A 24440-nucleotide genomic window follows, 5' to 3' on the forward strand; every position below is an offset into this window, starting at 1 on the left:
TATCTCTTTCTGAGAAATTCGACTAACGAGATTATCCTAATGAGGACAACATTAATTTGTACATTTATTACAGCGCTCATCGCTGTTTACTCTGTACAAGCGACTACTTTACCTGCGCCGACCTGGCACACGATGACCTTTATTGATGGCAGTACAAAAGAACTGCGATTAATGGGCTCCCAGCATATGTTTTGGTACCAAGACCATGAGGGGCACATATATGTTCAGGATACTGATAATCAATGGTATTTTGCCAAGTATGAAACAACTAATGACGGGGCTGGCAGAGTTATTTCTACTGGGGTTTTGGCTTCGAGTGAAGCTGAAGTGCCAATAGAATCAAACATAAAAAATCTGAAAATTGATCCAATACACATCAATGAATCTTTTGACTCACCTGCTGCAAACCTTAAAAGATTTACCCCAATAGAAAATCAACGCTCACTTCTAAAAAGTCGTTCGAAAAAAAGAATCACTGAGCAAGCTTTGTTGGTAGTACAAGTTAGCTTTTCAAACGAACAGATAGAAAATGACTTTCAGTCGACGATATTTGGTGAAAACCAACAAAGTGTTCAAGATTATTTCCTTAAAAATAGTTATGGGAATTATAAAGTTGTTCCGGCCAAAGAAAATGAAGGAACAAAAAATGATGGCGTTATTAATGTCACGTTGGATATAGATCATCCAAATTGTCACTCTAAGTCTGAAAGTAATTGCCAAAGTAAACTTAATAATGTGTTCACCAAGGCGTATGAAGCGTTAGATGTTGACTTTAATCTTTCTCAATATGACTACAACAATGACGATAGTATCTCCCCACAAGAACTGTCCGTGATGTTTGTGTTTGCTGGCAATGACAAATCTAGTGGTACACGTAAAACGCCCACTATTTGGCCGCACAAGTTTGCTCACCGAACTGTTGAGATAGATGGCAAGCGTATTAGCGCGTACTGCCTATTCGCAGATTATCAAGATGACCACCAATCAACCATGGGTGTTATTGCTCATGAACTTGGACACCTGATGTTAGGGCTGCCGGATCTATATTCATATAAGCATGATGGTTCGATTGGACATTGGGGGCTAATGGGAGGTGGTAGTTGGGGCAGTAAACCTAGTGACCAGTATGCTGGTGAAACGCCGGTTAACATGTTGGCGTGGAGCAAAGAGGCGTCAGGATTTTTAAAGCCAAAAGTACTCTCTAATAACGGTAGTGTCGACATAGACACAATCAAGGGCGAAAGCGTTATTCACCTCGATCCTTACCTCAAGCAATTTGGGCCTCGTGCTTACATTGAAAATAGACGTAAAAATAACTACGACCAAGCGCTTCGTGGAGAGGGTTTGTTAGTAACGGCAGTGAATATAGATAACCAATTCAACAGCTCCGGCCCAATGCAAGTGCAGGTATTCCAAGCTGATGGGCAGGGATTGCTTGAGAGTGGATTTTCGTCTGGGGATGATGGTGACGTCTTCCCGGGTAGAGAATCGGTTACTAACCTCTCAGATGACTCTGAACCTTCCTTAACGGCGATTACTGCAGGAAGAAAGACGGATATATCGATAACCAATATTGTCAGCAATGATACCAAAGCGAGTTTTTCTTTATTGGTGCCTAATTCAAACAATAAATCGTCTTGGGTAACCTCATTCGGAAGAACTTACCCACGTTACAACGTGGATAGTAATGTTTTAGGTTTTTCTATTGATGTGGTTAACGGCCAACAAGACATAGCAGGGATTCATTTTTACGCGAAAGCAACAAGCATAGCGATGCCTATGTTCTATCGTTTGGTGGAATACCCATATCAATCAAGATTCGGCAATGCAGTTATTGACGAGAACGCAGCTCGATTGTTACACCGAGGTGTTGCTCAGCAAGGTGGCGGACAAATCATTTTTGACGAGAAAATTAAGCTTGGTTTAGGCTCTAAGTTAATTGTCCTAGAGATTGAAAATGGTACTCCTGAATACTCAACACAGTTTTTAGATGCGTATTTAGGAGACGGACAAAGAAAAAGACAGTTTTCGGGGGCCATTTCTGATTACAAAACTCGAGGTTTGAGCCGTGGGTTTGGTCAGAATTTTCCTTTTGCAGTACTTTTTGAACTACCGGCGCAAGACAAACCTATTGTTGTTGACGATAGGATATCGACCGATGAAGACATCCCTTTTATGCTCAATCTGTTGGCGAATGATATCAATCTACCGAAGCCTAATAATTATGTTGTAGAACTAGGGAAGAAGCCGACTAAAGGGGTGATTAAAGATGGAACTTACTTTCCGCTGTCTGACCAGTTTGGTCGTGACAATTTTACATACCGTTTGGTAGGTCGACTTGGGGATAAGACGGACTTTGCTCATGTCGAAGTTGATATTAACCCAGTGAATGACGCCCCGCAATTTACTCTAGATCGGCTAAACGCAAAGTCTGAGCCTAGTGAAACCGTAATATTCACAGTAACTAATATTATTGATGTCGATTCTTCGGAGCATCAAATCACGTGGTCTCAAGTACAAGGACCAAGATTGTTGTTAGGTGGCGCACAATCTAAAGCCCTTAAAGTGACGATACCTAGAGATGCTTTGGAAGGTGAGCAATACAAATTTTCTATTCTGGTGAAGGACTCGTCCGGAGGGTATACAAAACAGTCTGTAGTGGTTGATGTGCGAAGAAAGCAAGCATCACTCTTGGGTACTAAATCTCTGCAAGTAAAATATGGAGATGAAATCAATTTGGTTCCTAATATTAACGGCGGTGTTCACTCGTTGTATATATTGGAATCTCCACGTAATGGAATTGCAAAAATTGTCGATGGTAAGATTATTTATAATGCGCCTACTCAACGTAAGTTAGCGTTATATGACACTATTAAATATAAGGCTTTATCGGCCGACGGTGGTGAATGGGTTGGTTCGTTTGATATAGAAGTTTTACCAAATGTTTCAAATGAACCCTCTGTGCCAATAACACAGAGCGATTCATCAGGAGGAAGCTCTTCATTGCCAGTTCTTATTATACTCTGTTTACTCTTCCGATTGAGAGCAAAGCGATAGAATAAAATGACAAAAGAGAGCTATATTGATTAGCTCTCTTTTTTACCTGTTTCTAAATTTTAACTCAAAAAATGAAGTTATCTGTCGCATTTCTGCATCAAGAGCTACATCTATAGGTGTTTAGTTTCATTTGTGCGTAATCTTGATCACAGAAACGAACAATGCTCAGTTTGAGTGACTTTTGAACTTTAGCCTTATAAATGTCGATTATTTACATAAATTTCAAAGCTTTTACGTACCGTTAAGGTGGTGGGTGCATAAGTTTTGGTTATAATTGTGTTGATTGTCATTTGTCTGGAGAGTGTGTTGTGTAAGGACTCTGGAACACGAATGACAAGTGAAATATGTTGTTTGTAAAAGCACATAGGGATTTGTGAATCAGTTGTTGGTGCGGAAAATTTATTTGTTTATTTAGATGGATATAAACATTATTTATGACTATATAAATAATGTTTTTTTGTATCTGAATGACACTATTGTTACTTTTACGCTGATTTTTAATAAGAATAATTAATAAAATAACGCAACATCGGGGTAGTTTGCACCATGAAAAACGTCAACAGGTCTATCGACGTCAAATATTTAAGAACATTTTCACACGTTGCTAAACACAAAAGTTTTACAGCTGCAGCTGAGTCTCTATTTATGACACAGCCTGCGGTTTCTCAACATATTAAAAAGATAGAGAATACGATTGGGGCCAGTATTTTTGATAGAAAAGAAGGATTTTTACTCACCAAACACGGAAAAGTATTACTCGATTACGCAGATCAAACAATGTCTATGTACGAAAGGTTGTTTGAAGATCTAGAAAAAGTGGAGTTACGAGATCAATTCAATATAGCGATTGCTGAATCTTTTTGCTTCGATATGGTGGAACGAGTAATCAATGAATTTAGAATGTTGAACAATATAGACTTGTCCATAAATAGTTTTACTAAGTCTTCTCTACTGGACTCGTCTCGCTACGACTTAATATTCACGATGGATAGAATTTCACAAGATAATGGAAAATCTTATCAGTTAAAAACCGTGAATTATGTTATCGCACATTCTAATTCACTTGACCCACACGAGTGTTACCCACAGAGAGTTGTTTATTGTAGTTCTCTGCCTAAATCTTATGTTCAAGAATTGCTTAATGACTATAATATTGATTCTTCACATGTATCAAGTTGGGTAAAAACAAGCTCATGTCAGTTCTTAAAAAATGAATTGGAAACAAATGGTACTATTCTTATTTTTCCTGAGTGGTCAATATGTAATAATAATTGTAAAACAATACCATTACGTCAAAAAGTGAACATGTATGTTTGGTGTAGTGATGAGATTTCACAAGAATTAGAGACATTAGGAATTAAAGATAAGATTCAACAGCTATTTCAAATTAGTGATATTTCGACACCTGTATTGAATCATAATATTATGTGATTAGTTAGACAATATTGATACTGTGCTAAAAATAAAACAACTTAAAGCAATAGGTATCCCGTAAGGGATGCCTTTTTTATAGCTATCAAACCCTACCACTTTTCCTATTATGTACATAATTGAAACGACCACACCACCAAGAAACCCTATAAAAATCAATGTTGATGTAACTAATTCGGGTTGTATTCCAATGATTAAGGCACAAAGTAACTTCACATCTCCAGCGCCTATCACTTTTAGGTACCAAAATATCAAGAGCACCACGAAGCAGAGAACTGCAATGGGTAAAGATGACATCAAGTGACCGTTATGCAACGCGACAAAAATGCTAAATATTAAAGCAGTCTTACTGAGATTGTTTGGTATCTTTCTATGCTTTCCATCGAAAAAACACACGCATACTAATATTAAAAAGTTTACAAAAATTAAAGTGGCATAAAGTAATAAATCTATATTCATAAATATAGGGTATCGGTAATCGTCATCTATATCAATATAAACCATACTGTGAATTATTATAGATCCATAAAAAACACTTATGTTGGCTGTAATAAGTTTATGTTATGCGATCATAATAAATATTAATTAGATCTATGTATTTGTATCGGGTAAATTTTACTCGCAATTTCAATTAGACCAATGGTCAATATAATTTTTATAGGATTATTATGTATTACAAAACTTTAGCAAAGCTAGCTGAACTAAAAATGAAGTTCGAAGATGATGTACGCGGTGTTACCGCTGTGGAATATGCAATTATTGCTGTTGTGATGTCGGCTTTAGTACTTGCGGCATTTAATACACCAGCACTAGAAAAAGCTATTAAAGGTGCGCTTACAGCTGTGACAAATAATTTGACTTCGGTGACTCCGACTGCCACGCCTTAAAGTTAATTAATAGAATTTAAATTTATTTTTAGGGGCTGTAGCCCCTGTTTTAGGCTTAATATGAACAGAATTATTATTCTATTTCTCGTTGCGTTGTCTATTTTTTCAACACTGATTTATATCAATACTAATTATATTTCAACTGACGAAGAACCACAGGAAGTACAGGAGCAAGAAGAACCTAAGGTCAGTATTTTAGTCACTCAGAAAGCGATAAAGCGTTCTCAACCGCTAACTCCTAATTTTTATGACAAGAAGTTTGTCCATATATCTGATTTAGATGGTTACTACTATACGTTAGAAGATGACCTTATTGTTAAACCTGGTGCTCTCTTTAAGGAGGACATCTCTGAAGGTACTTACTTAACACAAGATATGATCTCTAACCCTGGAGATCGAGACTATATGTACCTGTCATTAAATGACGGTGAATTACCTTATTTTTATGAAGTAACCGGTATTGGAGTAGTACAGACCGCAACCCTTACCCCCGGAGATAAAGTGAGCTTCGTTTCCACAACTTCCTCTAAGTCAAATCTCGTTGAGAACGGATATGGTGATATCGGTGATCTCGTTAGCCGAGTGATTATTAGCGGAGCTCGCGTGCTGCAGGTAATAATAGGCAGTGAAGATACTGATTCTGAAGATGCCGAAGATAAAAAATACAGTCTAGTCATTGCATTAAATATGCGCAGTGTTTTGAAGCTCGAAATGGCTCAAAAAATCGGTGATGTGAATATCATTCCATCAGAAATCGAGAATCGCTATTTATCTATCCGCAGTAGTGACCTTTTAGAAACTCAGTTTGGTGTCAGAGAATTACGTGGTAAGGAATAACATGACTTTAAAGAAGAAAAATATAGCCTTGCTATTGTGCGGGATTCTTTCATGTCCATTGCTCGCATCAGAATTAATGAACTTGGATCAAGGTGCTGCGAAAACCATTAATTTGAAGCGACAGATATCAACGGTATTTGTGGCGAATCAAGAAATCGCTGACTACAAAATTATCGATGAAAACAAGGTTGTGGTTTACGGCGTTGGCCAAGGCACGACCTCGGTGATTGTTTACGATCGCGGTGGAAACGAAATCTATAACGCAGAATTGGTAGTTAACCAAAGTTTAAGGTTACTGAAGCAAACGCTCATTGCTCGATTCCCTGATGAAAATGTTGTGGTGTCAAATGTAGGTGACCAAGTTGTGTTGGATGGCATTGTTGGTAGTGAAGAGATCAAACAAAAGATTAATCGTCTCGTCGGGGAAATGCTGAAGAAAGATCGTCGCCGTGCAGCTTATGAATTAAAGGATGCAGACGGTGAGGCTGTAGACGAGCTAGAGTACACGGCAAAGTACAATTATGACCAGGTAATTAATAACTTAAAAGTTCTCACCACTGAACAAATTAACGTTAAGCTGACGGTTGCTGAAGTCTCGAGTTCTTTTCTTACTGAGTTAGGTGTTACCTATAGTGATAGTGGCCAACCGGGTACTTTTGTTAATAAGCTCCTTGACTTTACGGCTCAAGATATCGTTTCTGTTATCTCCGCAAGTGGAGATGACAAAATCGGTCGCGTGTTGGCAGAGCCAAACTTATCTGTTATTTCGGGCGAACAAGCCAGTTTTCTCGCGGGTGGTGAGATCCCAATTGCGGTACGAGATCAAGATGGTATTACCATTTCTTATAAAGAGTACGGCGTTAAGTTGGCCATGGTTGCCAAGGTTACTGATACGGAAAATATCCGTTTAACCTTGATCCCTGAAGTCAGTTCTATTGATGAATCGAACAAAACTACGACAGGTCTAATTTCTGTGCCTTCTTTGCGAACTCGACGAGCTCAAACAACAGTTCACTTGAAAGATGGTCAAAGTTTTGTGCTAGCAGGACTACTGACCTCAGAAGAGCGAGAGTCGCTCACCAAGATTCCTATTTTGGGGGATATCCCAATTCTTGGGGCTCTATTTAGCCACACTTCCACGAACCGCTCTAAAACAGAGCTGATCATTGTTGCGACTGTCAATCTCGTTGATCCTGTAGAGCAAGAACAAGTTAAGTTACCAAGCTTTAGACGTACCAGTGATCTCGAACGATTGCTAAGAATAGACCTCTCAGATCTCGATGAGCCTGAGTTGGAAGATACAATCAACCAAGGAGGGTTCAATTAATGAGATGGATCGTTATTACTTTAATAGCTTTATTCACTTCTGCGTGTACTCATCTGGATAGTACGAACTCTAGTGTTATTGAACAACTAGAGGAACGCTTTGAATTTGACATGACGACTGATGAAGATTCGATGCCTCGTTCTGTGGCTTTTATTCGAGATCTCAACGTAAGAGAGCCGAAGGCGACGTTTTTGGTTAGATATAAGCCTAATGTGAGTGAGTTTGTCGCGAAGTTAAGCGATCGATTTAAGTCAGAGTCCATCTCGAAAGACAGATACAAAGTCGAGCTTGCCGATCATGACCAAGAAAAAAACATCCTAATCATAGGTCGATATGTCCGAATTAAAAGCAGTGACTGTGGCGTGATGGTGTTCTCAAAAAGGGAAGATTATCAATTTGGCTGTAGTGTCGAACACAATCGTAATATTAGCTTGGTCAATCCAATTAAGAAGGCGAAATAGCTATGGACTTGGATATCTTGTTTCGTAATTCGTCTTCGAAAATGAAGTCGACAGTTGAGGCTACCGATCTCATTGTTTCAGACGATAGCGCCTTAACTGAATCGATTAATGATCTATATGCGATTGAAGGCTTTCCTAAACCGCTGGAAGTGACTGATATTGATTTAGATGGTGTTTGGAATCAGTCAAACATCAAGCTCAATCATGTTGTACTTGATCTTCGCAGCGCATCCAACGTTATTGAGCAAGTGTCTGAGATTTCCATTCGCTTAGATGTGAACATATCTTTGCTTGTTCTCTGCGATGTCGACTCTATAAAACTGCGTAACCAAGTGCATTCTCTGGGTGCTACTTATGTTTTGTGGGACTCTGAGCTTGATGCGTTACTCGCGGCATTAAAGGCGACGCAAGAAGGAGAAAGCACCGTTAAAAAAACGCGAGTAGCTAAACGTATATTGGTCTTAGGAACCAAAGGCGGCATTGGAGTATCTTGCGTAAGTTCTGTTTTAGCACATTCCTTAGCAGAGCAAGCAAACCTAAAGACACTCTTGGTGGATCATGATTCAGGAGCGCTAAACAGCGACATTTATATTGGTGTAAAAGGCTTGAAAGCTAAGCACAATAGTATCGATTTAAATCAGATCGACATTGACAGTGCGATAGCGAAAACCTATGTGCATGGCGTTAAAGAGAAACTTGATTATTTGGTTCTAGAGAAGAATGTTGCCTGCCTTTCTGATCATGCGTCGACGCTGTACAACCTTTCGAGTCAACTGATTGATCAATATAACTTTATTATCGATTCAGCGCCGCTGTCTTGCTACGAAGAGATGCATGATCAGGAGTTGTCAGATAAATATCACCGTATCTTCATTGTTTGCGAACCTTCAGTCTCCTCATTGCGTTCATATAACTCGTTGAAGAAGAAGATCGGTAAATCTGAACACCAGATTATTTTCAATCTGAATAGACCAGCGAAAGATTTCATGGTGACGCTCGCAAGCGCAAAAGAGAGGATCAAAGCCAAAGATAGCATTGATTTTATGTACGAGCCGTCACTAGAAAAGATAGTGGTGCAGCAGGGTATCAATGAGCTGCTTAAATCTAAGTCCTCGACTGCCGTTCTGAGTATGGTTGCCACGTTAACAGGCAAGAAAATTAAAACCAAATCACGTTTCAGTTTGTTTAGAAAATGAATCAATTAAAAGAAATTTACATCCAGCTTCGAGATGAAATCTTCGATGCTTTGGACGCCGCGACGCTTGTTGAAATCAGTAATCAAGAGCTAGAAGAACAGCTTAAAGATTCAGTTAATATATTGATCGACAAAAAGCAATTGCAAGTCAGTTCTCTTAAGCGCGTTGATCTAGTTAAAGCATTACTCGATGAGTTGAAAGGTCTTGGGCCGCTGCAAGCTTTGGTCGATAACGATGACATATCGGATATCATGATCAATGGACCTTCCGATATTTTCATTGAAATCAATGGCAAAGTTGAACAGTCACCCATTCAATTTGTTAATGAGAAGCAACTGAACACCATCGCTAAACGAATCGCTTCGAATGTAGGTCGTCGTATTGATGAATCGAAACCTCTTTGTGATGCTCGTTTGATGGATGGCAGTCGTGTCAATATTGTAATTCCCCCGCTTGCAATAGATGGTACATCTATCTCTATTCGTAAGTTCAAAGAACAAAAAATTAGGCTTGAGAATCTAGCTGAGTTTGGTGCCATGTCTGTGGAAATGGCAAAGCTGTTGTCTATAGCCAGTCACTGCAAGTGCAACATATTGATCTCTGGTGGTACGGGTTCAGGTAAGACGACATTGTTGAATGCGTTATCTGGGTTCATTGGCGAAACTGAACGTATTGTTACTATTGAAGATGCTGCTGAACTACAGCTACAAAAACCTCATATTGTTAGGCTTGAAACTCGACAAGCTAGCGTTGAAGGAACAGGAGAAATCACCGCTCGAGACCTTGTGATTAATGCCCTTCGTATGCGCCCGGACAGAATTATTGTTGGTGAGTGTCGTGGTGGTGAAGCCTTTGAAATGCTTCAAGCGATGAATACAGGGCATGATGGTTCTATGTCGACATTGCACGCCAATACACCTCGTGATGCCATTGCTCGTACTGAGAGCATGGTGATGATGGCTACGGCGAGTTTGCCGATATCAGCAATACGTAGAACCATCGTTAGTGCGGTGGACCTTATCGTTCAAGTAAAGCGCCTCCACGATGGCAGCCGTAAGGTGATGTACATTTCTGAAATTATCGGGATGGAAGGGGATAGCGTGGTGATGGAAGACATTTTTCGTTATGAAGCTACTTCAAATTTCAAAGATGGAAAGATGGAAGGTGAGTTCAGAACACCCGGTTTATCGACTCGTTCTGTGATTTATGAACGTGCAAAATTCTTTGGTTTAGAACAAGCAGTAAAGGAGATATTTACATGACCTTAATACTGATTGTTTCATGGAGCGCTTTGCTACTTTACTTCCTTATCCATCGTTCTCGTCAAAACAAAAAATTGAGCAGCTTAATTGAGATGGAAGCTGAATTTGAAGGGGTTAAAGGTGTTCGCTCTGTTATTGATTCACAACAGTTTGAAGAGAGTTACAAAGCCCGGTTGAGGAAAAGTTACAAGAAGACTATCAAAGTCTTTCAACCTAATATGTCTTTGAAGTTAATCCTATTTGTGTCTGTGACAGCATCGGCAGTCTATGCGATCAATGAGTTTTTCTTGCGTCAGGATTATTTCGTTTGCTTACTCCTTGCTGAACCGATCTTGTTCTTTGTTTTTTACACAAAGTTAAAGCAAAGACAGATGGATCGTTTCAAAACTAACTTCCCAGACGCTTTGAACATTTTGAGCGGCGCTATTTCTTCTGGTCAAAGCATCATTCATGCGTTCGAGTACGTGGGTAAGCAGCTTGATAATGATGTGGGCAAAGAGTTCAAGCTTATGGCTGAGCGATTACTTATTGGTGAAGACCCTGATGATGTTCTTGAGCGTAGCAGCAATACTTTTCCTTATTTAGAGTATTTCTTTTTCGCTTCAACGATAAGAATCAACCTAGCTCGGGGTGGTCAGCTCAAAGATGTGATCAATAAAATTAATCGACTAATGTTTGATTCTCGAGCTGTTGAGAAAAAGAAAAATGCATTGACCTCAGAAGCGCGAGCTTCTGCCAAAATTATCGCCTGTTTGCCCGTAATTTTTCTTATCATCTTGAAGTTTACAAGCCCTGAGAACTACAGCTTTGTTATGTTTGAGGAAGCGGGACAACCTATTTTTTATTACGTTCTAGTGAGCGAATTATTAGGTTTCTTTTGCATCTGGCTGATTTTGCGAGGTGTCAATTGATGGACTTTGAAACCGCCATTGTTTGGAGTGTCATATTTATTATCTCTATGGTTCTAGCAACGTATTGCTTGCGTTTCTGGGATAACACGAGAGCAAATATAGAAACTCGAAAAATAATTGGTTCAACACGTGAAGAAAAGAAACGAACGGATTTATTTAAGGCTATTTTGTCTCGGCTTAGTTTCAATAAGCATGAAACTAAACGGAAGTTAGTCGCAGCTGGTTTTTACAATGACTTCCTTGCTGATGCTTACTATTTATTGAAAATAATCCCTTTTAGTATCTGCCTAGTATTAATTGGTCTTGACTTCTTTAACGGTAAAACCGAAGTAATATTTTCTTTGCTGTATTTATTGGGGGCCTTATTAGCGTTTGTCATCGCGCCGGATTCCTATGTGTCTGCTCGAGGCAAAGCCAATATAAAGCACATCAGTTCAAGGTTACCTTTTTTACTCGATCTTATGAATGTTTGTGTCCATACCGGTATGACTATTGAGTCTAGCCTAGAGTACTTGGCGAAAGAACTTCACTCAGTAGACAGTAACCTTGCTCATGTTGTGAGAGTGACAGTCGAACGCTCGCGCCTGGTGGGTCTTGAAAAGGCATTGGAAGAATTTTACGAACTCGTACCAACCAGTGAGTCACAAAGTTTCGTAATGACCTTGGTACAGAGCCTCCAATTTGGTTCTTCTGTCGGTCCCGTATTATCGACCTTAGCTACTGATATTCGAGAGCTAAACATGATGGATTTAGAAGAACGGATTGGAAAGATGGGGGCAAAAATGTCAATCCCACTTATCGCCTTTATCATGGTTCCTATTGTTGTGCTAATTGCTGCCCCTGGTATTTTGAGGATGTTGATGTGATAAGAAAGTATATATTAACCGTAATCATGTTGGTTTTAATCTCTGGCTGTACAACGGTTAATAATCAACTTGATACCAAAGAACAATTGCTTATTGGATCGGGTGATTCACAAAAGCTTATAGAGTTTTATAAGGCGAATATCCAATCTGACTCGGTATATAAAGTAAAGCTTGTTAATTTGTATCTAGATCTTAAAGATATCAAATCGGCTGAATTATATCGAAGCACCTTTAGTGAAAGTGACCTTGATGATCCGGAATTCATTCTAACCAATGCTCGAATTTACTATCAGAAAAAAAACTTTGAGTACGCATTAGAAGAGCTAAAAAATTATCGGGATGAAGGTGGAGCAGAATATGAATATCAACTTTTAACCGGAAAAATATTAGCGCAACAAAAGCGATTTACCGAAGCTATTGAGCATTTTGAGGAAAGTCGCAAGCAAGGAGCCTCAGACAGAGAAGCCGGAAACAATATCGCCGTTGTAAAAATAATGCAGTCTGACTATTTGGGTGCGACGGACATTTTATATGACCTTTACCTGTCAAATCCAAACGACCAGAGAGTGAGTTCTAACTTGATTCTATCTTCGGTTAAATCTCAGCGACCGGATATCGCGTTGGAAGTTCTAAAACATTCGAATAGTGATGAGCAGGCTCACAAGCAGCTATCTGCATTAATGAGGTCAATATCTAAAAGCAAAGGGAAGAAGGCCGTGACACAGTCAACGATAGAAATGGAACAACAGCTTATTGGTTCTCAAGTTAATTCAGGTGGCTTTGTCGCACCGACATCGCGAGTCAGTAAATTGGATACGACTGGGGAGTTTCAAACTTCTAGACACAGTGTCGATGGCTCGGTGCTTGACCCAAGAAAACTTAAACCCGGTGCAAAACCTATTTATCGAGTACAAGTGTTAGCGACGTATACGGCGATTCCTTCGGATTTCTTGAATTACTTAAAAACAAATTATGGCTCTGTTTATTCGTATACACATGGATTGTGGAAGCGCTATTGCATTGGTGATTTTAATGACTTAGATGAAGCGAAAGCGTTCTTAAATAGTATTGATATTAAGGGAGCATTCGTTGTTGATTACACCAAGAAAAGGTATGTCCGACTATGAAATCGTTTAAACGAAAGCAAAAGGGGTCGTTGACGGTTGAAGTTGCCATGGGTATTCCGATCTTTCTGGCTATTATCTTTGGGTGGGTTGAAATCTGTATTTTGACCTTCTCAATGAGCATGACTGATCACGCATTAACGACAGCGGTGATGCGAACAAAAAAAGCGGGCGACTCGAGCAGTAGTAACTCTATTAACTACGGCCAAATGATCAAAGACGAGTTGGACAAAGCGGGCGGATCTTTGTGGAGCAACGTAGTCAAAGAGGGGAGTGTAGTTATTCATGTTAACTATTTTCGAGACTACGAGGGATTTTTGAAATGCACGGATACTTACGCTTCCGCTGATAAATGCCCAGATAAGAAAGATGAACCGGAAGACATGGCATTGGCTGTTTACGCTTTGGAATACACCTATGATCCGATTGTATCGATATGGTTCCCAGATATGCCTATCAAGCGTGAAATTATCACTATTCAAGAATATGAAAGATGTTCATTCAAAATTGGTCAGGGAGCAGGTTGTGCAAGTTAAACAAAAAGGTGCATTTGCTGTTGAGTTGGCGATGGTTTTGGTCTTTGCGTCAGGGATCTTTGTTGTTGTCGTGAACCATATGCTAGCCATTAATAAAAAGGGTCAACTCGACAGAGCTTCTTATTCATTGACCACCATCTTTGCTGAACGAAAACAATTGTTTAATGCCAATATGGATATTTGTGCGGGTGACTGTCGAAAAACAGAACACAACGCGTTTGTGATTGCTTCTGCTTCGATGAAACGAATGATTCCAAACTTTGATAAAACCAAATTTGGGATGCGTATCGACGAGATAAGACTAGAAGAAACGGCTTTATCTGGAGGGAAAGTGAATTACCGAAGGGTTCAAAAGACTCTGACTAAAGGGAGCATACACGGATGTGACTTTCCGGACATGAGTGATATCACCAAAGAAAAAGCGATAGAAATACTCCCTATCACATCACGAGGGCGCAGATTACCTATGTATCAGGTGTCTCTTTGTTATGAAATCCCAACTAATTTGATTGGGATCGCCAACGGAGAGGTTTTTCGGCTTGTAAGTACATCTTATTCATTTGCGAGGGTTTAAGGTGAAATCGATAAAGAAAAACCGAGGTGTCGCCGGTATTTTGTTCGTTGGTCTATTGCCTATGATGGTTATTTTTATGGCCTTTTCGATGCAGATGTCTCAACAAATGCTAGCACACACGAGGTTATTGGAAGCCGCAGAAGTCGCTAGCTTGGCTCTCATCGCGAGTCCTAAAGAGGACGAAGAAAAGAACGTAAAGTATGCACGCTATTTAGTCGATAGATACGTTGTTGATAACACAGATGATGTTGATGTTGCGGTGTATACAAGTAAGTGTGAGTACAAAGATGGCTGTGTTCAAGCCAGTGGTGAACTCGCTCCGTTTAGTGACTTTGTGGTGAGTGCGACTGCCAAATATACGTCTTGGATCGCGTACGAAGAGATGAACTTAAAGCCAGAATTTTCGGTGAGCGGGCGAGCAGTTACGCGCAAGTATCTCCCTCAGCCTGTTGATGTCTACTTTATCGGTGACTTTAGTGGTTCTATGGGTAACCCATGGAAGAACGGAAAAATGAAGCTCGATGTCGTGAAAGAGACCATTAAACGAGTCGTCGATGACATTGAAGAGTTCAACACGGAAGAAAAAAGCAGAGTAGCTTTACTCGGGTACAACCCGCTTCATGTTAAAAAAACAGACAAGATTGTACGAGTTAACGCCTATGGTTATTACGGTTCATGGCGAAAGAAATACGCTTATGATTACGCTCGAAACTCTCCTGCGACAACGGTTAGGCGAATGTTTGACAAGCCCGTTGTGTATAACGAAATTCTCGAACCAAAGTGGGGGATGAGTCGATACGAGATTGAGCGAATCTATACTCAGAACGTTAAGTTTTCTAAGTATTACAAGTTTTATGATATCCCATTGACTGAAGACTATGACGATTTTCGGTCTCAATTAATGAGTACTCAATTACAAGCGGCAGGGGGAACGTCATCTTGGAATGGAATCATTGCTGCAGCTCAAGAGGCGAACAAAGCAACCAATCTAAACCCTGAGCAAGTGTTTATTGTTTTATCGGATGGTCAAGATGGAGATGATAGTTATTTGCAAAAATTGGTGGATCAGGGGTTATGTAAAAAGCTGCGCTCAACCATTTCAGCGAAACGAAATCGTTTCCAAAGTAATGCGCCAACTGAAGCTGAGAAAACGAAAGTCACGATGGGTGTCATTGGTATTAATTATAAAGTGGCAGAAACCGATGGCTTTGGAGATTGCTTTGGTAAGAAGAACATCTATCACGCTAAAGATGGCGAAGATGTATACAAGTACATTTTGAATTTGATTAATGAAGAAACCGGAAAACTAAAGGATTAACATGAGATACCTAGTGATTTTATCTACGATGCTAATGTCTCCATTGGGCTATGCAAACTGCTTGGGTGATGTTGGCGAATACGTCACTTCGAAAATGTTGGTGTCTTCTCATACTGTTACGACACAAGTGACTGGGAAGCTGGTAGAGCTAAATGAGAAACCTCAAAATGAGGTGATCAATAGAGAGAGTGAAGTGATTCAAATCGGAGCTCAAGATGATGTGTGTTTCTATGATAAAGCGACGCAATCCCTGGTGCTTAATTACCCAACTAATGTGTATCAATTGGATGAAAGCCACAAGCAAGTATTAGGTCAGTACCTTAGCTTAGTGAGTGATAAGTCCAAGATTTATATAGAGGGTCACGCAGATAGTGTAGGCAGTAAAAGCTACAACAAAGCCCTGTCATCTCGCCGTGCCGGACAAGTGGCGAGCTACTTGAAGAAAGATCTTCACCAAGGAAGTCGCATCGTTGAATATGCGTATGGCGAAAGCGCACCCATTTGTAAGGTTGTGGACAACAAGGCAACAGGTTGCAATCGACGAGTTGTGATAACAGTTAAGTCGTAATGGGTTTTGTTTTCATTGTCTGTGTTTTTATTTTTTGGGCCGCGATGTTGAGCGGTGTATAAAAAAGGGAGCCTGTTTAGGCTCCCTTTTTTGATTCATCGCGTTATTTGATGACTAGATAGATAACTCAACATCTATGCCGTTGGTTCTGGTAGTTCTATTGTCTCAACCTGAGTTGGTGCTAGATACTCGCATAGTTCATCATAAGGAATAGGGCGAGAGAAGTAGTAGCCTTGCATTAAGTCACATCCACATGCCTTTAGAATTGCGAAGTGCTCGTTCGATTCCACGCCTTCTGCTAATACCACCATGCCGAAGTTTTTACCGATTGCGATTATGTTTTGCACCATGGTGAGAGACTGTTGATCAACAGCAATGTTCTCAATAAAGCTCTTATCAATCTTAAGCTCATCAATAGGAAGTGCTTTCAACATGCTTAGTGATGAATAGCCTGTACCGAAGTCATCTAAAGATATTTTAATATTCTTTTCGTGTAAGGCCTCGAAAATAGGTTTTACTATGTCTACGTCTTCAATGAACAGGCTTTCAGTGATCTCTAATGTTAGACAACTTGCAGAGAGTTGATACTTCTCCAGCGTTGTAAATAAATGCTCAGAGAAAGATCGGTGAGAAAACTGTCGAACAGATATGTTGATCGAAAGCCCGATCTTTTGTTCCGTCGTTCGGTGCAAATGGGCGATCTGCATAATGCTGGACTCAATAATAAAAGTGCCGAGCTTTTGCATTAAGCCAGTGTTTTCAGCCACAGGTATAAAGACATCTGGTGGAACGAAACCCAGCTCGTCATCAATCCAGCGAACGAGTGCTTCTACACCGTGAATACTTTCATTAGCACGGACCAGTGGTTGGAAGACCATGAACAGAGTTTGTTTCTCGATTGCGATACGTAGCCTTTGTTCTACTTTCATTTTGTAGAGGTGGGCGTCTTGCATCTCCGTTGTAAAAATACTGTACGAGTTTTGCTGCTGCTTCGCTTTGTACATGGAAATGTCGGCAGAGCGTAACAGGCTATCAAGATCTTTTCCGTGCTCAGGAAAACGCGCTACGCCGATGCTGCAACCTAGCAAGAATTGCGCACTTTCGACTTCATAAGGTTGAGACAGCACTTCAATAATTCGCTTGGCGAGTCGCTTAATTTCAACTTCATTCGATAAAGGCGTTAAGAATAAAAACTCATCACTGGATTCGCGCACCAATAGGCTGACTCGAGAGCGGAATCTCATCAAACGTAAAGCGATTTGCTTGAGCACCTTGTCACCGAAGTCGTGTCCGTGGGTATCGTTGACGCACTTGAAGTTATCGATATCGATAAACAATAGTGAGAACGGCTCTGACTCATCTTCAATCCATTTACTAATGTTTCTACGCATGTATAAACGGTTGGGTAGAGAGGTTAACGGGTCATGATTCGCTTGGTAGATGAGTTGGCTTCGAGTACGTTGTTCGTTCTTGGCAATCGATTTTACTAAAAAGTAGAAACCAAATTGAAGAAAAATAAAGGCAACAAAAAGAATGCCAAACTCTTTTACGAATATGCCATCGACGTGCGATAGATCTGTGCGGCCGACAACCCAAAGCTTGTAGTCTGGAATGTATTTAGCGCTAACGAGCGAGTGGTATGTGTCGTCACTGATACTGAAAGAGTACGTGTCTTTACCGGTTTTTGCTTCTTTGACGCTGACATTCACTTGTTCTAAAAAGTTTTTGGTAATGCGCTTCATCAGGTCGTTAGCAACAGGTTTCAAATAGGCGTCAAGAGATTCGATGTCGCTAGAAAAAAATTGACGATAGTTGTCTGTTCTAAGCAAGGTTAACGTGTTGTAGCTACCTGCGTGTGCGTTGCTTTCAAATACGATCGTACTGTCCAAACGCAAACCCGCAGTCATGACTGCATCTACGTGCTTACCATCGATTGAAATCGACTTTCTTAGCGGAATTACTAGGCTGTTAAGTGAGTCCTGGAAATAGGTACGTCCCAACACCATTTTTTCGCTAGACATGGCCTCGAGAAATGAATCTCTGGTGTATGAGTCGTTAAGCAAATTATGCTGATCGGACAGCTGTAGGTTTGAGCTAATTGCAAGGTAATCACCTTCAGGATTAAGTAACCCAAATGCGGCTATCGCGGGGTGAGTATCAAGTAGCTTATCTAATATTGGTCGAATCTGGATAGAAGCCGTGCGAGTAAAATCAGATTGTTGGGCTAACTGGTGCCCTACAACTTCAAGTAGTGCTTCTTGGCTGGTCATCAGCGAGCTAACAGAGCTAGAAAAAAGTTCTACCTGAATGTGCTGTTGCTCCGTGAAATCGTCTCTGTTTGCTTGCCACTTGCTTACGCCCAACACAGCGAAAAGTATCAGGGTAAGCAGTACGATCAGAACATACAGCGACCAGATATTTTTCTTAAATAGAGCCATGAGATGCCTTTTGTTAATTACTACTTAAACAGAGAGCAAGTGACAAACTAGTGGATTGTCAGCGTGATTCATGCAACGAAGGATACAAATATCAATAATGAAAGTATTAATGATTAAATAGTGTAACGACTACGAGCAGAGATTCTTGAGCGAAATATTAGTATTCAGAATTTTGATGACGAATAACCTATGGTTAATCACAGTTTATAGTTAGCAAACAGTCGTCGTTCATAGCAGTAACGCTAATCGAGCTCTGGCTTCAAGCGGAGGTAGCCGTTAGCTACAGAGTAAAAAGCTTACTCCATGAGGTTTTGTTCTCACTGTGAATAAGCTTGTTATGCGCACGTCGTATGTTCTAGCAGTATGGTTAACAGTAGCACTAAGTGAAGTTGAATTACTTTTCAGTTACGGCGATAGGTAGCTCCTCGTTAGCGCCCCACTCAGTCCATGAGCCATCGTAAACGCCTATTTCACCTGTATAGCCAGCGAGTTTAGCGGCCAATAATATGATGCAGGCTGTTACTCCAGAGCCACAGCTAAAGAACATAGGTTGAGAAGGGGTGATCTCTATGGTGGAAAATATCTCAATTAACTCTTGTTGAGTTCTTAATTTGCCATCATTTAATACTTGAGCGAACGGTAAGCAAACTGAGTTTGGGATGTGGCCACTACGTAAGCCTTCACGTGGTTCAGGAACTTCTGAATCGAAGCGAGCTTGAGAACGCGCGTCTACAATGTTTGCGCTCTTGTCAGTTGAGTAACTTTCAATCTGCTGAGCACTGACAAAATAGTTGTCTTGAATATGGCCTTCAAAGTTGCCCGTTTTCACTTCGGTTCGATAGTCAGTCTCTGTCGCGTAACCAGCTTCGATCCACGCAGGTAAACCACCATCTAAGATGTATACGTTGTTGTGTCCCATTGCCATAAACATCCACCACGCACGGGGCGAAGCGAAGGTTCCGGCGTTATCGTAAACCACAATCGTGCTGTCTTGATTGATGCCAATTTCTTGAGCACGTGTGTTGAAGTGTTTTTCGGTCGGGAACATGTGAGGAAGCAGAGTGTGCTTGTTACAAAAGTCTTTGTCGTAGTCAAAACGAATAGCCCCAGGAATCATTTGTCCTTTGATCTTTTCTGACTCGCTTGGAATTTGAAACTCGATACTGGCGTCGAGGAGGATGATGTTGTCTTCTGCTAGCAAACGTTGTTGAAGTTGTTGTGGTGAGATGAGTGGCTGATTCATTATTGTTATATCCATTCTTGTTGTTTTAGCGATTCTTGCTGTTATAGCAAATACAGTGTTAGAGAGATTACTGTTGCTTTTGCGAATACCGTTGTTGTATCGATCGCTACTGTGCGGCTCGACAGTGGATGAACTGATAACTGCTTTGTCCGGTTATTTGATTGTTTAATGTATCAAGCGCAACCACAGAATCAATAGGGCAGTCTGTGGTTGGAGCAATAGAGACCCGAAATACGTCATTATCTTTTGTCTGAACCGTAAGATAACGCCTGTGCCCATCTAAGGACTGAGTGAGCGTGTTCGAAATTACTTTGGCTTGAATGCGTTGTCCCGTCTCAGATGTTAGCGGGAAATAGGAGAGGGCCAATAGCACCCCCACACCGCACATCAATATAAATAGACCTATTTTAAACTGTTTCATGAGAGTAAGTCTTTGAAGGTTATATTGAAAATATAAGTGAGATTGGCGGTAAAGTGAATGTTACTGGCTAAGAAATCTGAATTAACCGCTCATCGGCGAAAATAAAAAAGTGAGCATTTCTGCTCACTTTCTACCTACAAAGAATCAATTTTGAATCGGTTTCGTCATAGACATCGCTGACGACAAGTTACCTGCTGTTAAACGGCTTACTGCCAGACAATCTGAGAATCACCGCTGGAAACCACTTGTTGTAATGGAGGTTGACCATCGTAGAACCAAATCTCTATCAAGAGTGCTTCATGGTTTACCGGTGCTGCAAAGTTGGAGGCGAACACACCATTATCTAATGGACCTGCAATGACTTTACTGGAGTAATCCGGCTTCAAGGTTGAGTCATCTCTTGTACTAAATCGGCTATAAACGGTCACAAAAGAACGGTCTGTCGAAATGCTGCTGATGTCGATGTCGAGATCAAATTGGTCAACAGAGCTGTAGTCAAAGCCGTCAGGTACCACTAAATCACTCATCGTATAGCTTTGCGCTGCTACCGCACCTGTCACGGGAGACGGCGATGGTGTTGCTGTTACCGGAGTCGACGGGGTTGCAGGTGTCGAGGGTGTAGATGGCGATGGAGTAGATGCACTTCCGCCGCCACCACCGCCTCCGCCCCCGCAGCCAGCTAATACTAATGGAGCTGCAGCTAAAATAACGGCTAGTGACTTCTTCATGTTCCAAGTGCTTTGTACAGACATACGTTCTTCCTCAGAGAGATTGCGGCTTGAATCAACGCAATGATTGTCTCGATATTGTTTAGTGTGAATAGTCATAACGCCTCTCCTTATGGTTCGTAACGTTGGTTGTCTGCAGGTGATTGGTACCATGTTTGGTTCGTGTCACCGCCGGATTCTGCGTATTCTTTAAACTCTGGGTAAGCGGTAACAATATCGACGTACTCTAGAGGCCACTCCCATTCGTCATCCGAAGTTACTATGAGAGCCCAAGGGTGGTTTTCTGCTGTTTTGAAGTATTTACCTGTTGATGGATTACTGTCATCGACGCCTAATCCAGCTTCAAAGAGGTTCGTGGTATCAAATGCCTCGGTTGGAGCTTGGTCTGGCAAGTGAACCTCCCAGCTGCGCCCTGGATGTAGAGGTAGGTTTTCACCGTGATAATACCCAGGCGTTGCAAAAATGAACGGGTCGTAAGGCATATCGGTCCAACTGCCAGTACTCACACCGTCACCGGCTAAAGTAATACCAATTTGGAATGAGAACTGCTCATCCTCTTTACATCCATTACTGGTGCGGTAGAAGGTACAGCCAGTGCTGATTTTTTCTGTCAGGTCATTGGCGATAACAAAGATTGCTTCGCTACGTCCATCTTCTAGGTCAAGGTCAGTGAATACACCGTTGTGTTTCATGTAAGAGCTGCCATTACTCACTAAGCTCGGGTCTAGGTTAGGAAGTCGAACAGCAAAACCATTTCTGTACGTTGCCCCGACAGCAGCTAGGCGGCCGTCGATAGTGGACTTAACGACTTTTCCATCTTTAAGGATCTCAGTAATGCGATACATAAGAACAGCATCGTTCATGTCGTAGTCGGCTTTATAAGGCCAGTTATCTTCGTACGCGAGCGTTGCGTAACCAGAAGCACTTGGGAAGTAACGAGCGGTGGCACCATCGTTAAGAACATCGACTTGAATATCGACCACCTCACCAGAGGTAGATCCGCCAAAGTAGCTCAGGTTGGTTTGTTGGCTGAATCTGAAGCGAGCCCAAGTAGTCCCCGTTAGTGCGTTGATATCGACATTTAAGAACAGATCGTTTTCACCAGCATCCAATTGGTAGTCGGTAAATACTTGTTCGTTAGCACCATCGAAGCTGCCATCTTGGTTCCAGTCGATCCAAGCTGAAAGGTAACCGGTTGTTGAAGCTTCAATCACAACTTTTGAATCAAGTCCGGCTTCAAGTGCGGTAACCAAACCGATACCACCGTTTGCCCATTCATCATCCACCCCGACAGTTTCATCTGATTGAGGTGTGACATAACCATCTAGATCCGCATCTGGAGGAGTTGTACCTAACCATGTGATGCCATCGAGTTCATGTCGGGGGCCATTGCTCGCCAGTAACGTTAGGTAGCTATCTGGCGCGTCACCGAAGTCGATGTTTGAATCTTCATCTACAACAGGCGCGTTCGCACAACGAGCGCCATCATTTTGACCAGAAGCTGGGCCATTCGATACAAATTCAACCGCCGGAACAATCCCAGCAGCGATATTGGTCGCATTGTCTGGAGACAGATTGATACGGTAAATTTTACCGTCTTGGTTTCGAGATACGTAGTAGTAGCCGTTGACATCAAAATAGCCAGCACCGAACGTACCTAACTCGCCGGTGTCTCCGATGTAGGTTTCGGCACCAGTTGTAGGGTTGAAGCTGTATAAGCCACCAGAGTTGTTATCAATACCATATAAAGATCCATCACTTGGGTGGAAAGCAAAATCGGTCAGTTTTACGGTTGCAGGGCTACCAGCTATTTTATTAACCGTAACGGTCGCGTTTGGGTCGGTATCTAAAGGCGATAGGTCAACGGTGAACAGTCCCTTACCTGTGCGGTATAGGTAGTAAACATGGTCGTAAACATCGCCTACATAAAAGGTGTGATCGGTGGGTAAGCCACTTGTGTTGATGACCTCTGCTTGGAAGTCTTGGCCTAAGCGCACCAAGCGTTTGTTGGTGGTGTCATAGCCATAAATATAACGATCCTGGAAATCAAAACCAACACCATTGATATTGGCATTCATGCCCGTATCGTCTTCTAACAGAGTGGTTGAACCTGTTACTAGGTTTACACCCCAAACCTCAACGGGTTTCGACTGAAAGAGGTATGCCTGACTAGGGCAGGTATCGAATGGCGCTGCGTTGGCGACTAGAGGCGCACTTAATAGCAAACTTAACGTTGTAATTCTCATATCTACATCCTTGTGATGGAAGGTCTAGATACTTTTACAAGTTACGTGCCAATTTTAACTTGTTGATTTTTATTGTTTATATTTTTGGGTGCTGGGGTTTTTATTGTATTCTCAAAATGAGAACTCAAATGAAATTAATCTCTCATAGAGTCTTTCAAATTGATAAAGCGATTTGAGAAGCTGATGTTGAGCTCTAAAAAAGCCCTGACTTTTAGTCAAGGCTTAGGTTTTCGATAAGAGGGGATAGGACTTAGCTTATCCACACACCGAACAATTAGGCATCTTCACTAAATTCATTTCACGCCAGCTATGAGACATGGCATCGAGAATTAAAAGCTTGCCTTGCTTTGGTTGTCCAAACTTAGCAATAACCTTGATAGCTTCCAAAGCTTGAGCCGCGCCCACCATGCCAACAACAGGCGCCATCACACCAGCTTCAACACAGCTTAGAGCAGCGTTGCCAAATAGGGCACTTAAGCACTGGTAGCACGGTGCATCTGCGTCTTGATAAGTGAACACACTAATCTGACCTTCCATGCGAATCGCTGCACCTGATACGAGTGGCGTTTTAGAGACGTAACACAAGCGGTTGAGTTGATTGCGCGTTTCAACGTTGTCACTGGCATCAAGAACAAGTGAATGTGCTTCAATCAACTTGCCAAGTGCTTGGTCATCAAGCCTGTGGTCAAGAGTTTCAATCGTCAGGTGAGGGTTCAGTATCTGTAACGATTCAGCGGCAGAATCGACCTTCTTCTTACCAATATCAGCATCGGTGTGAAGTACTTGTCGCTGTAAATTTGAAAGCTCGACAATATCATCGTCGATCAGTGTCAGCTTACCAATACCCGCGGTCGCAAGGTATTGCGCAGAGGCACAACCCAAGCCGCCGGCACCCAGTACCAAGATTGAGCTCTGTTTCAGCGCCTCTTGGCCTTCAAAATCAAACTGTTTAAGAATGATTTGACGGTTGTAGCGAAGCATCTCAGCATCAGACAGTATTTCCATCATC

The 24440-nt window shown here is 41.4% G+C and carries 22 protein-coding genes; 15 read left to right on the top strand and 7 right to left on the bottom strand.

The genetic code is table 11. The features are described from left to right. Nucleotides 1–39 precede the first annotated feature (39 nt). Both AACR09_RS15020 and AACR09_RS15025 read left to right on the top strand, forming a co-directional pair. Nucleotides 40–3057: a M6 family metalloprotease domain-containing protein gene (locus tag AACR09_RS15020; protein WP_193835297.1), complete on the top strand. Its 3018-nt coding sequence runs from the start codon at nt 40–42 to the stop codon at nt 3055–3057. A 546-nt stretch (nt 3058–3603) separates the two neighbouring features. Then, a complete protein-coding gene (locus AACR09_RS15025) occupies nt 3604–4488 on the top strand; it encodes a LysR family transcriptional regulator (protein WP_017077509.1) in 885 nt (294 codons plus the stop codon). Here the strand turns inward: AACR09_RS15025 and AACR09_RS15030 are convergent, their stop codons facing one another. Beyond that, a complete protein-coding gene (locus tag AACR09_RS15030) occupies nt 4489–4992 on the bottom strand; it encodes an A24 family peptidase (RefSeq protein WP_322621711.1) in 504 nt (167 codons plus the stop codon). It lies immediately after the preceding gene. A gap of 164 nt (nt 4993–5156) precedes the next feature. On the opposite strand from AACR09_RS15030, the gene AACR09_RS15035 reads away from it, so the two are divergent. The 13 genes from AACR09_RS15035 to AACR09_RS15095 are packed head-to-tail and all read left to right on the top strand — an operon-like array spanning nt 5157 to nt 16355. Then, entirely contained in the window at nt 5157–5375 is a 219-nt protein-coding gene (locus AACR09_RS15035) for a Flp family type IVb pilin (protein ID WP_193835299.1), read from the top strand. Between the two features lie 60 nt (nt 5376–5435). Further along, entirely contained in the window at nt 5436–6212 is a 777-nt protein-coding gene (locus AACR09_RS15040) for a pilus assembly protein CpaB (RefSeq protein WP_193835300.1), read from the top strand. Nucleotide 6213: 1 nt separating this feature from the next. Next, entirely contained in the window at nt 6214–7539 is a 1326-nt protein-coding gene (locus tag AACR09_RS15045) for a type II and III secretion system protein family protein (protein WP_193835301.1), read from the top strand. Then, nucleotides 7539–8000 (top strand): ATPase, encoded by a 462-nt coding sequence (locus AACR09_RS15050; protein WP_193835302.1) that lies wholly within the window; start codon nt 7539–7541, stop codon nt 7998–8000. The genes AACR09_RS15045 and AACR09_RS15050 overlap by 1 nt, the downstream gene beginning before the upstream one ends. Nucleotides 8001–8002: 2 nt before the next feature. After that, on the top strand, nt 8003–9196 hold the full coding sequence (locus tag AACR09_RS15055) for an AAA family ATPase (protein WP_065104642.1): 1194 nt from the start codon (nt 8003–8005) through the stop codon (nt 9194–9196). Next, nucleotides 9193–10458 carry a CpaF family protein gene (locus AACR09_RS15060; protein WP_009845561.1) on the top strand — a complete coding sequence of 422 codons (1266 nt, stop codon included), beginning with the start codon at nt 9193–9195 and terminating at the stop codon, nt 10456–10458. Before AACR09_RS15055 ends, AACR09_RS15060 begins: the two co-directional genes overlap by 4 nt. Then, a complete protein-coding gene (locus tag AACR09_RS15065) occupies nt 10455–11369 on the top strand; it encodes a type II secretion system F family protein (RefSeq protein WP_065104643.1) in 915 nt (304 codons plus the stop codon). The genes AACR09_RS15060 and AACR09_RS15065 overlap by 4 nt, the downstream gene beginning before the upstream one ends. Continuing rightward, on the top strand, nt 11369–12235 hold the full coding sequence (locus AACR09_RS15070; RefSeq protein ID WP_017077518.1) for a type II secretion system F family protein: 867 nt from the start codon (nt 11369–11371) through the stop codon (nt 12233–12235). Before AACR09_RS15065 ends, AACR09_RS15070 begins: the two co-directional genes overlap by 1 nt. Beyond that, nucleotides 12232–13362, top strand: coding sequence for a tetratricopeptide repeat protein (locus AACR09_RS15075; protein ID WP_193835303.1), 1131 nt, complete (start codon nt 12232–12234; stop codon nt 13360–13362). The genes AACR09_RS15070 and AACR09_RS15075 overlap by 4 nt, the downstream gene beginning before the upstream one ends. Continuing rightward, a complete protein-coding gene (locus AACR09_RS15080) occupies nt 13359–13895 on the top strand; it encodes a TadE/TadG family type IV pilus assembly protein (RefSeq protein ID WP_193835304.1) in 537 nt (178 codons plus the stop codon). Before AACR09_RS15075 ends, AACR09_RS15080 begins: the two co-directional genes overlap by 4 nt. Beyond that, a complete protein-coding gene (tadF, locus tag AACR09_RS15085; RefSeq protein ID WP_029222437.1) occupies nt 13885–14469 on the top strand; it encodes a tight adherence pilus pseudopilin TadF in 585 nt (194 codons plus the stop codon). Before AACR09_RS15080 ends, tadF begins: the two co-directional genes overlap by 11 nt. Nucleotide 14470: 1 nt before the next feature. Further along, entirely contained in the window at nt 14471–15787 is a 1317-nt protein-coding gene (locus tag AACR09_RS15090; RefSeq protein WP_108099581.1) for a TadE/TadG family type IV pilus assembly protein, read from the top strand. Between the two features lies 1 nt (nt 15788). Next, nucleotides 15789–16355, top strand: coding sequence for an OmpA family protein (locus tag AACR09_RS15095; protein ID WP_017077523.1), 567 nt, complete (start codon nt 15789–15791; stop codon nt 16353–16355). A 134-nt stretch (nt 16356–16489) separates the two neighbouring features. Here AACR09_RS15095 and AACR09_RS15100 read toward each other — a convergent pair whose 3' ends face one another. The 6 genes from AACR09_RS15100 to moeB all read right to left on the bottom strand — a co-directional run bounded on the left by AACR09_RS15100 (nt 16490) and on the right by moeB (nt 24436). Beyond that, nucleotides 16490–18793 (bottom strand): putative bifunctional diguanylate cyclase/phosphodiesterase, encoded by a 2304-nt coding sequence (locus tag AACR09_RS15100; protein ID WP_108175648.1) that lies wholly within the window; start codon nt 18791–18793, stop codon nt 16490–16492. A gap of 394 nt (nt 18794–19187) precedes the next feature. After that, entirely contained in the window at nt 19188–20036 is an 849-nt protein-coding gene (locus AACR09_RS15105) for a sulfurtransferase (RefSeq protein WP_193835305.1), read from the bottom strand. 106 nt (nt 20037–20142) lie between these two features. Further along, entirely contained in the window at nt 20143–20457 is a 315-nt protein-coding gene (locus tag AACR09_RS15110) for a hypothetical protein (protein WP_102451242.1), read from the bottom strand. 206 nt (nt 20458–20663) lie between these two features. After that, nucleotides 20664–21284 (bottom strand): hypothetical protein, encoded by a 621-nt coding sequence (locus AACR09_RS15115; RefSeq protein ID WP_193835306.1) that lies wholly within the window; start codon nt 21282–21284, stop codon nt 20664–20666. An 11-nt stretch (nt 21285–21295) separates the two neighbouring features. Continuing rightward, nucleotides 21296–23431: an LruC domain-containing protein gene (locus AACR09_RS15120; RefSeq protein WP_193835307.1), complete on the bottom strand. Its 2136-nt coding sequence runs from the start codon at nt 23429–23431 to the stop codon at nt 21296–21298. A gap of 255 nt (nt 23432–23686) precedes the next feature. Then, entirely contained in the window at nt 23687–24436 is a 750-nt protein-coding gene (moeB, locus tag AACR09_RS15125; RefSeq protein ID WP_193835378.1) for a molybdopterin-synthase adenylyltransferase MoeB, read from the bottom strand. Nucleotides 24437–24440: the final 4 nt, after the last annotated feature.

It is taken from the genome of Vibrio sp. OPT20 (assembly GCF_963889365.1).
GTDB lineage: Bacteria > Pseudomonadota > Gammaproteobacteria > Enterobacterales > Vibrionaceae > Vibrio > Vibrio splendidus.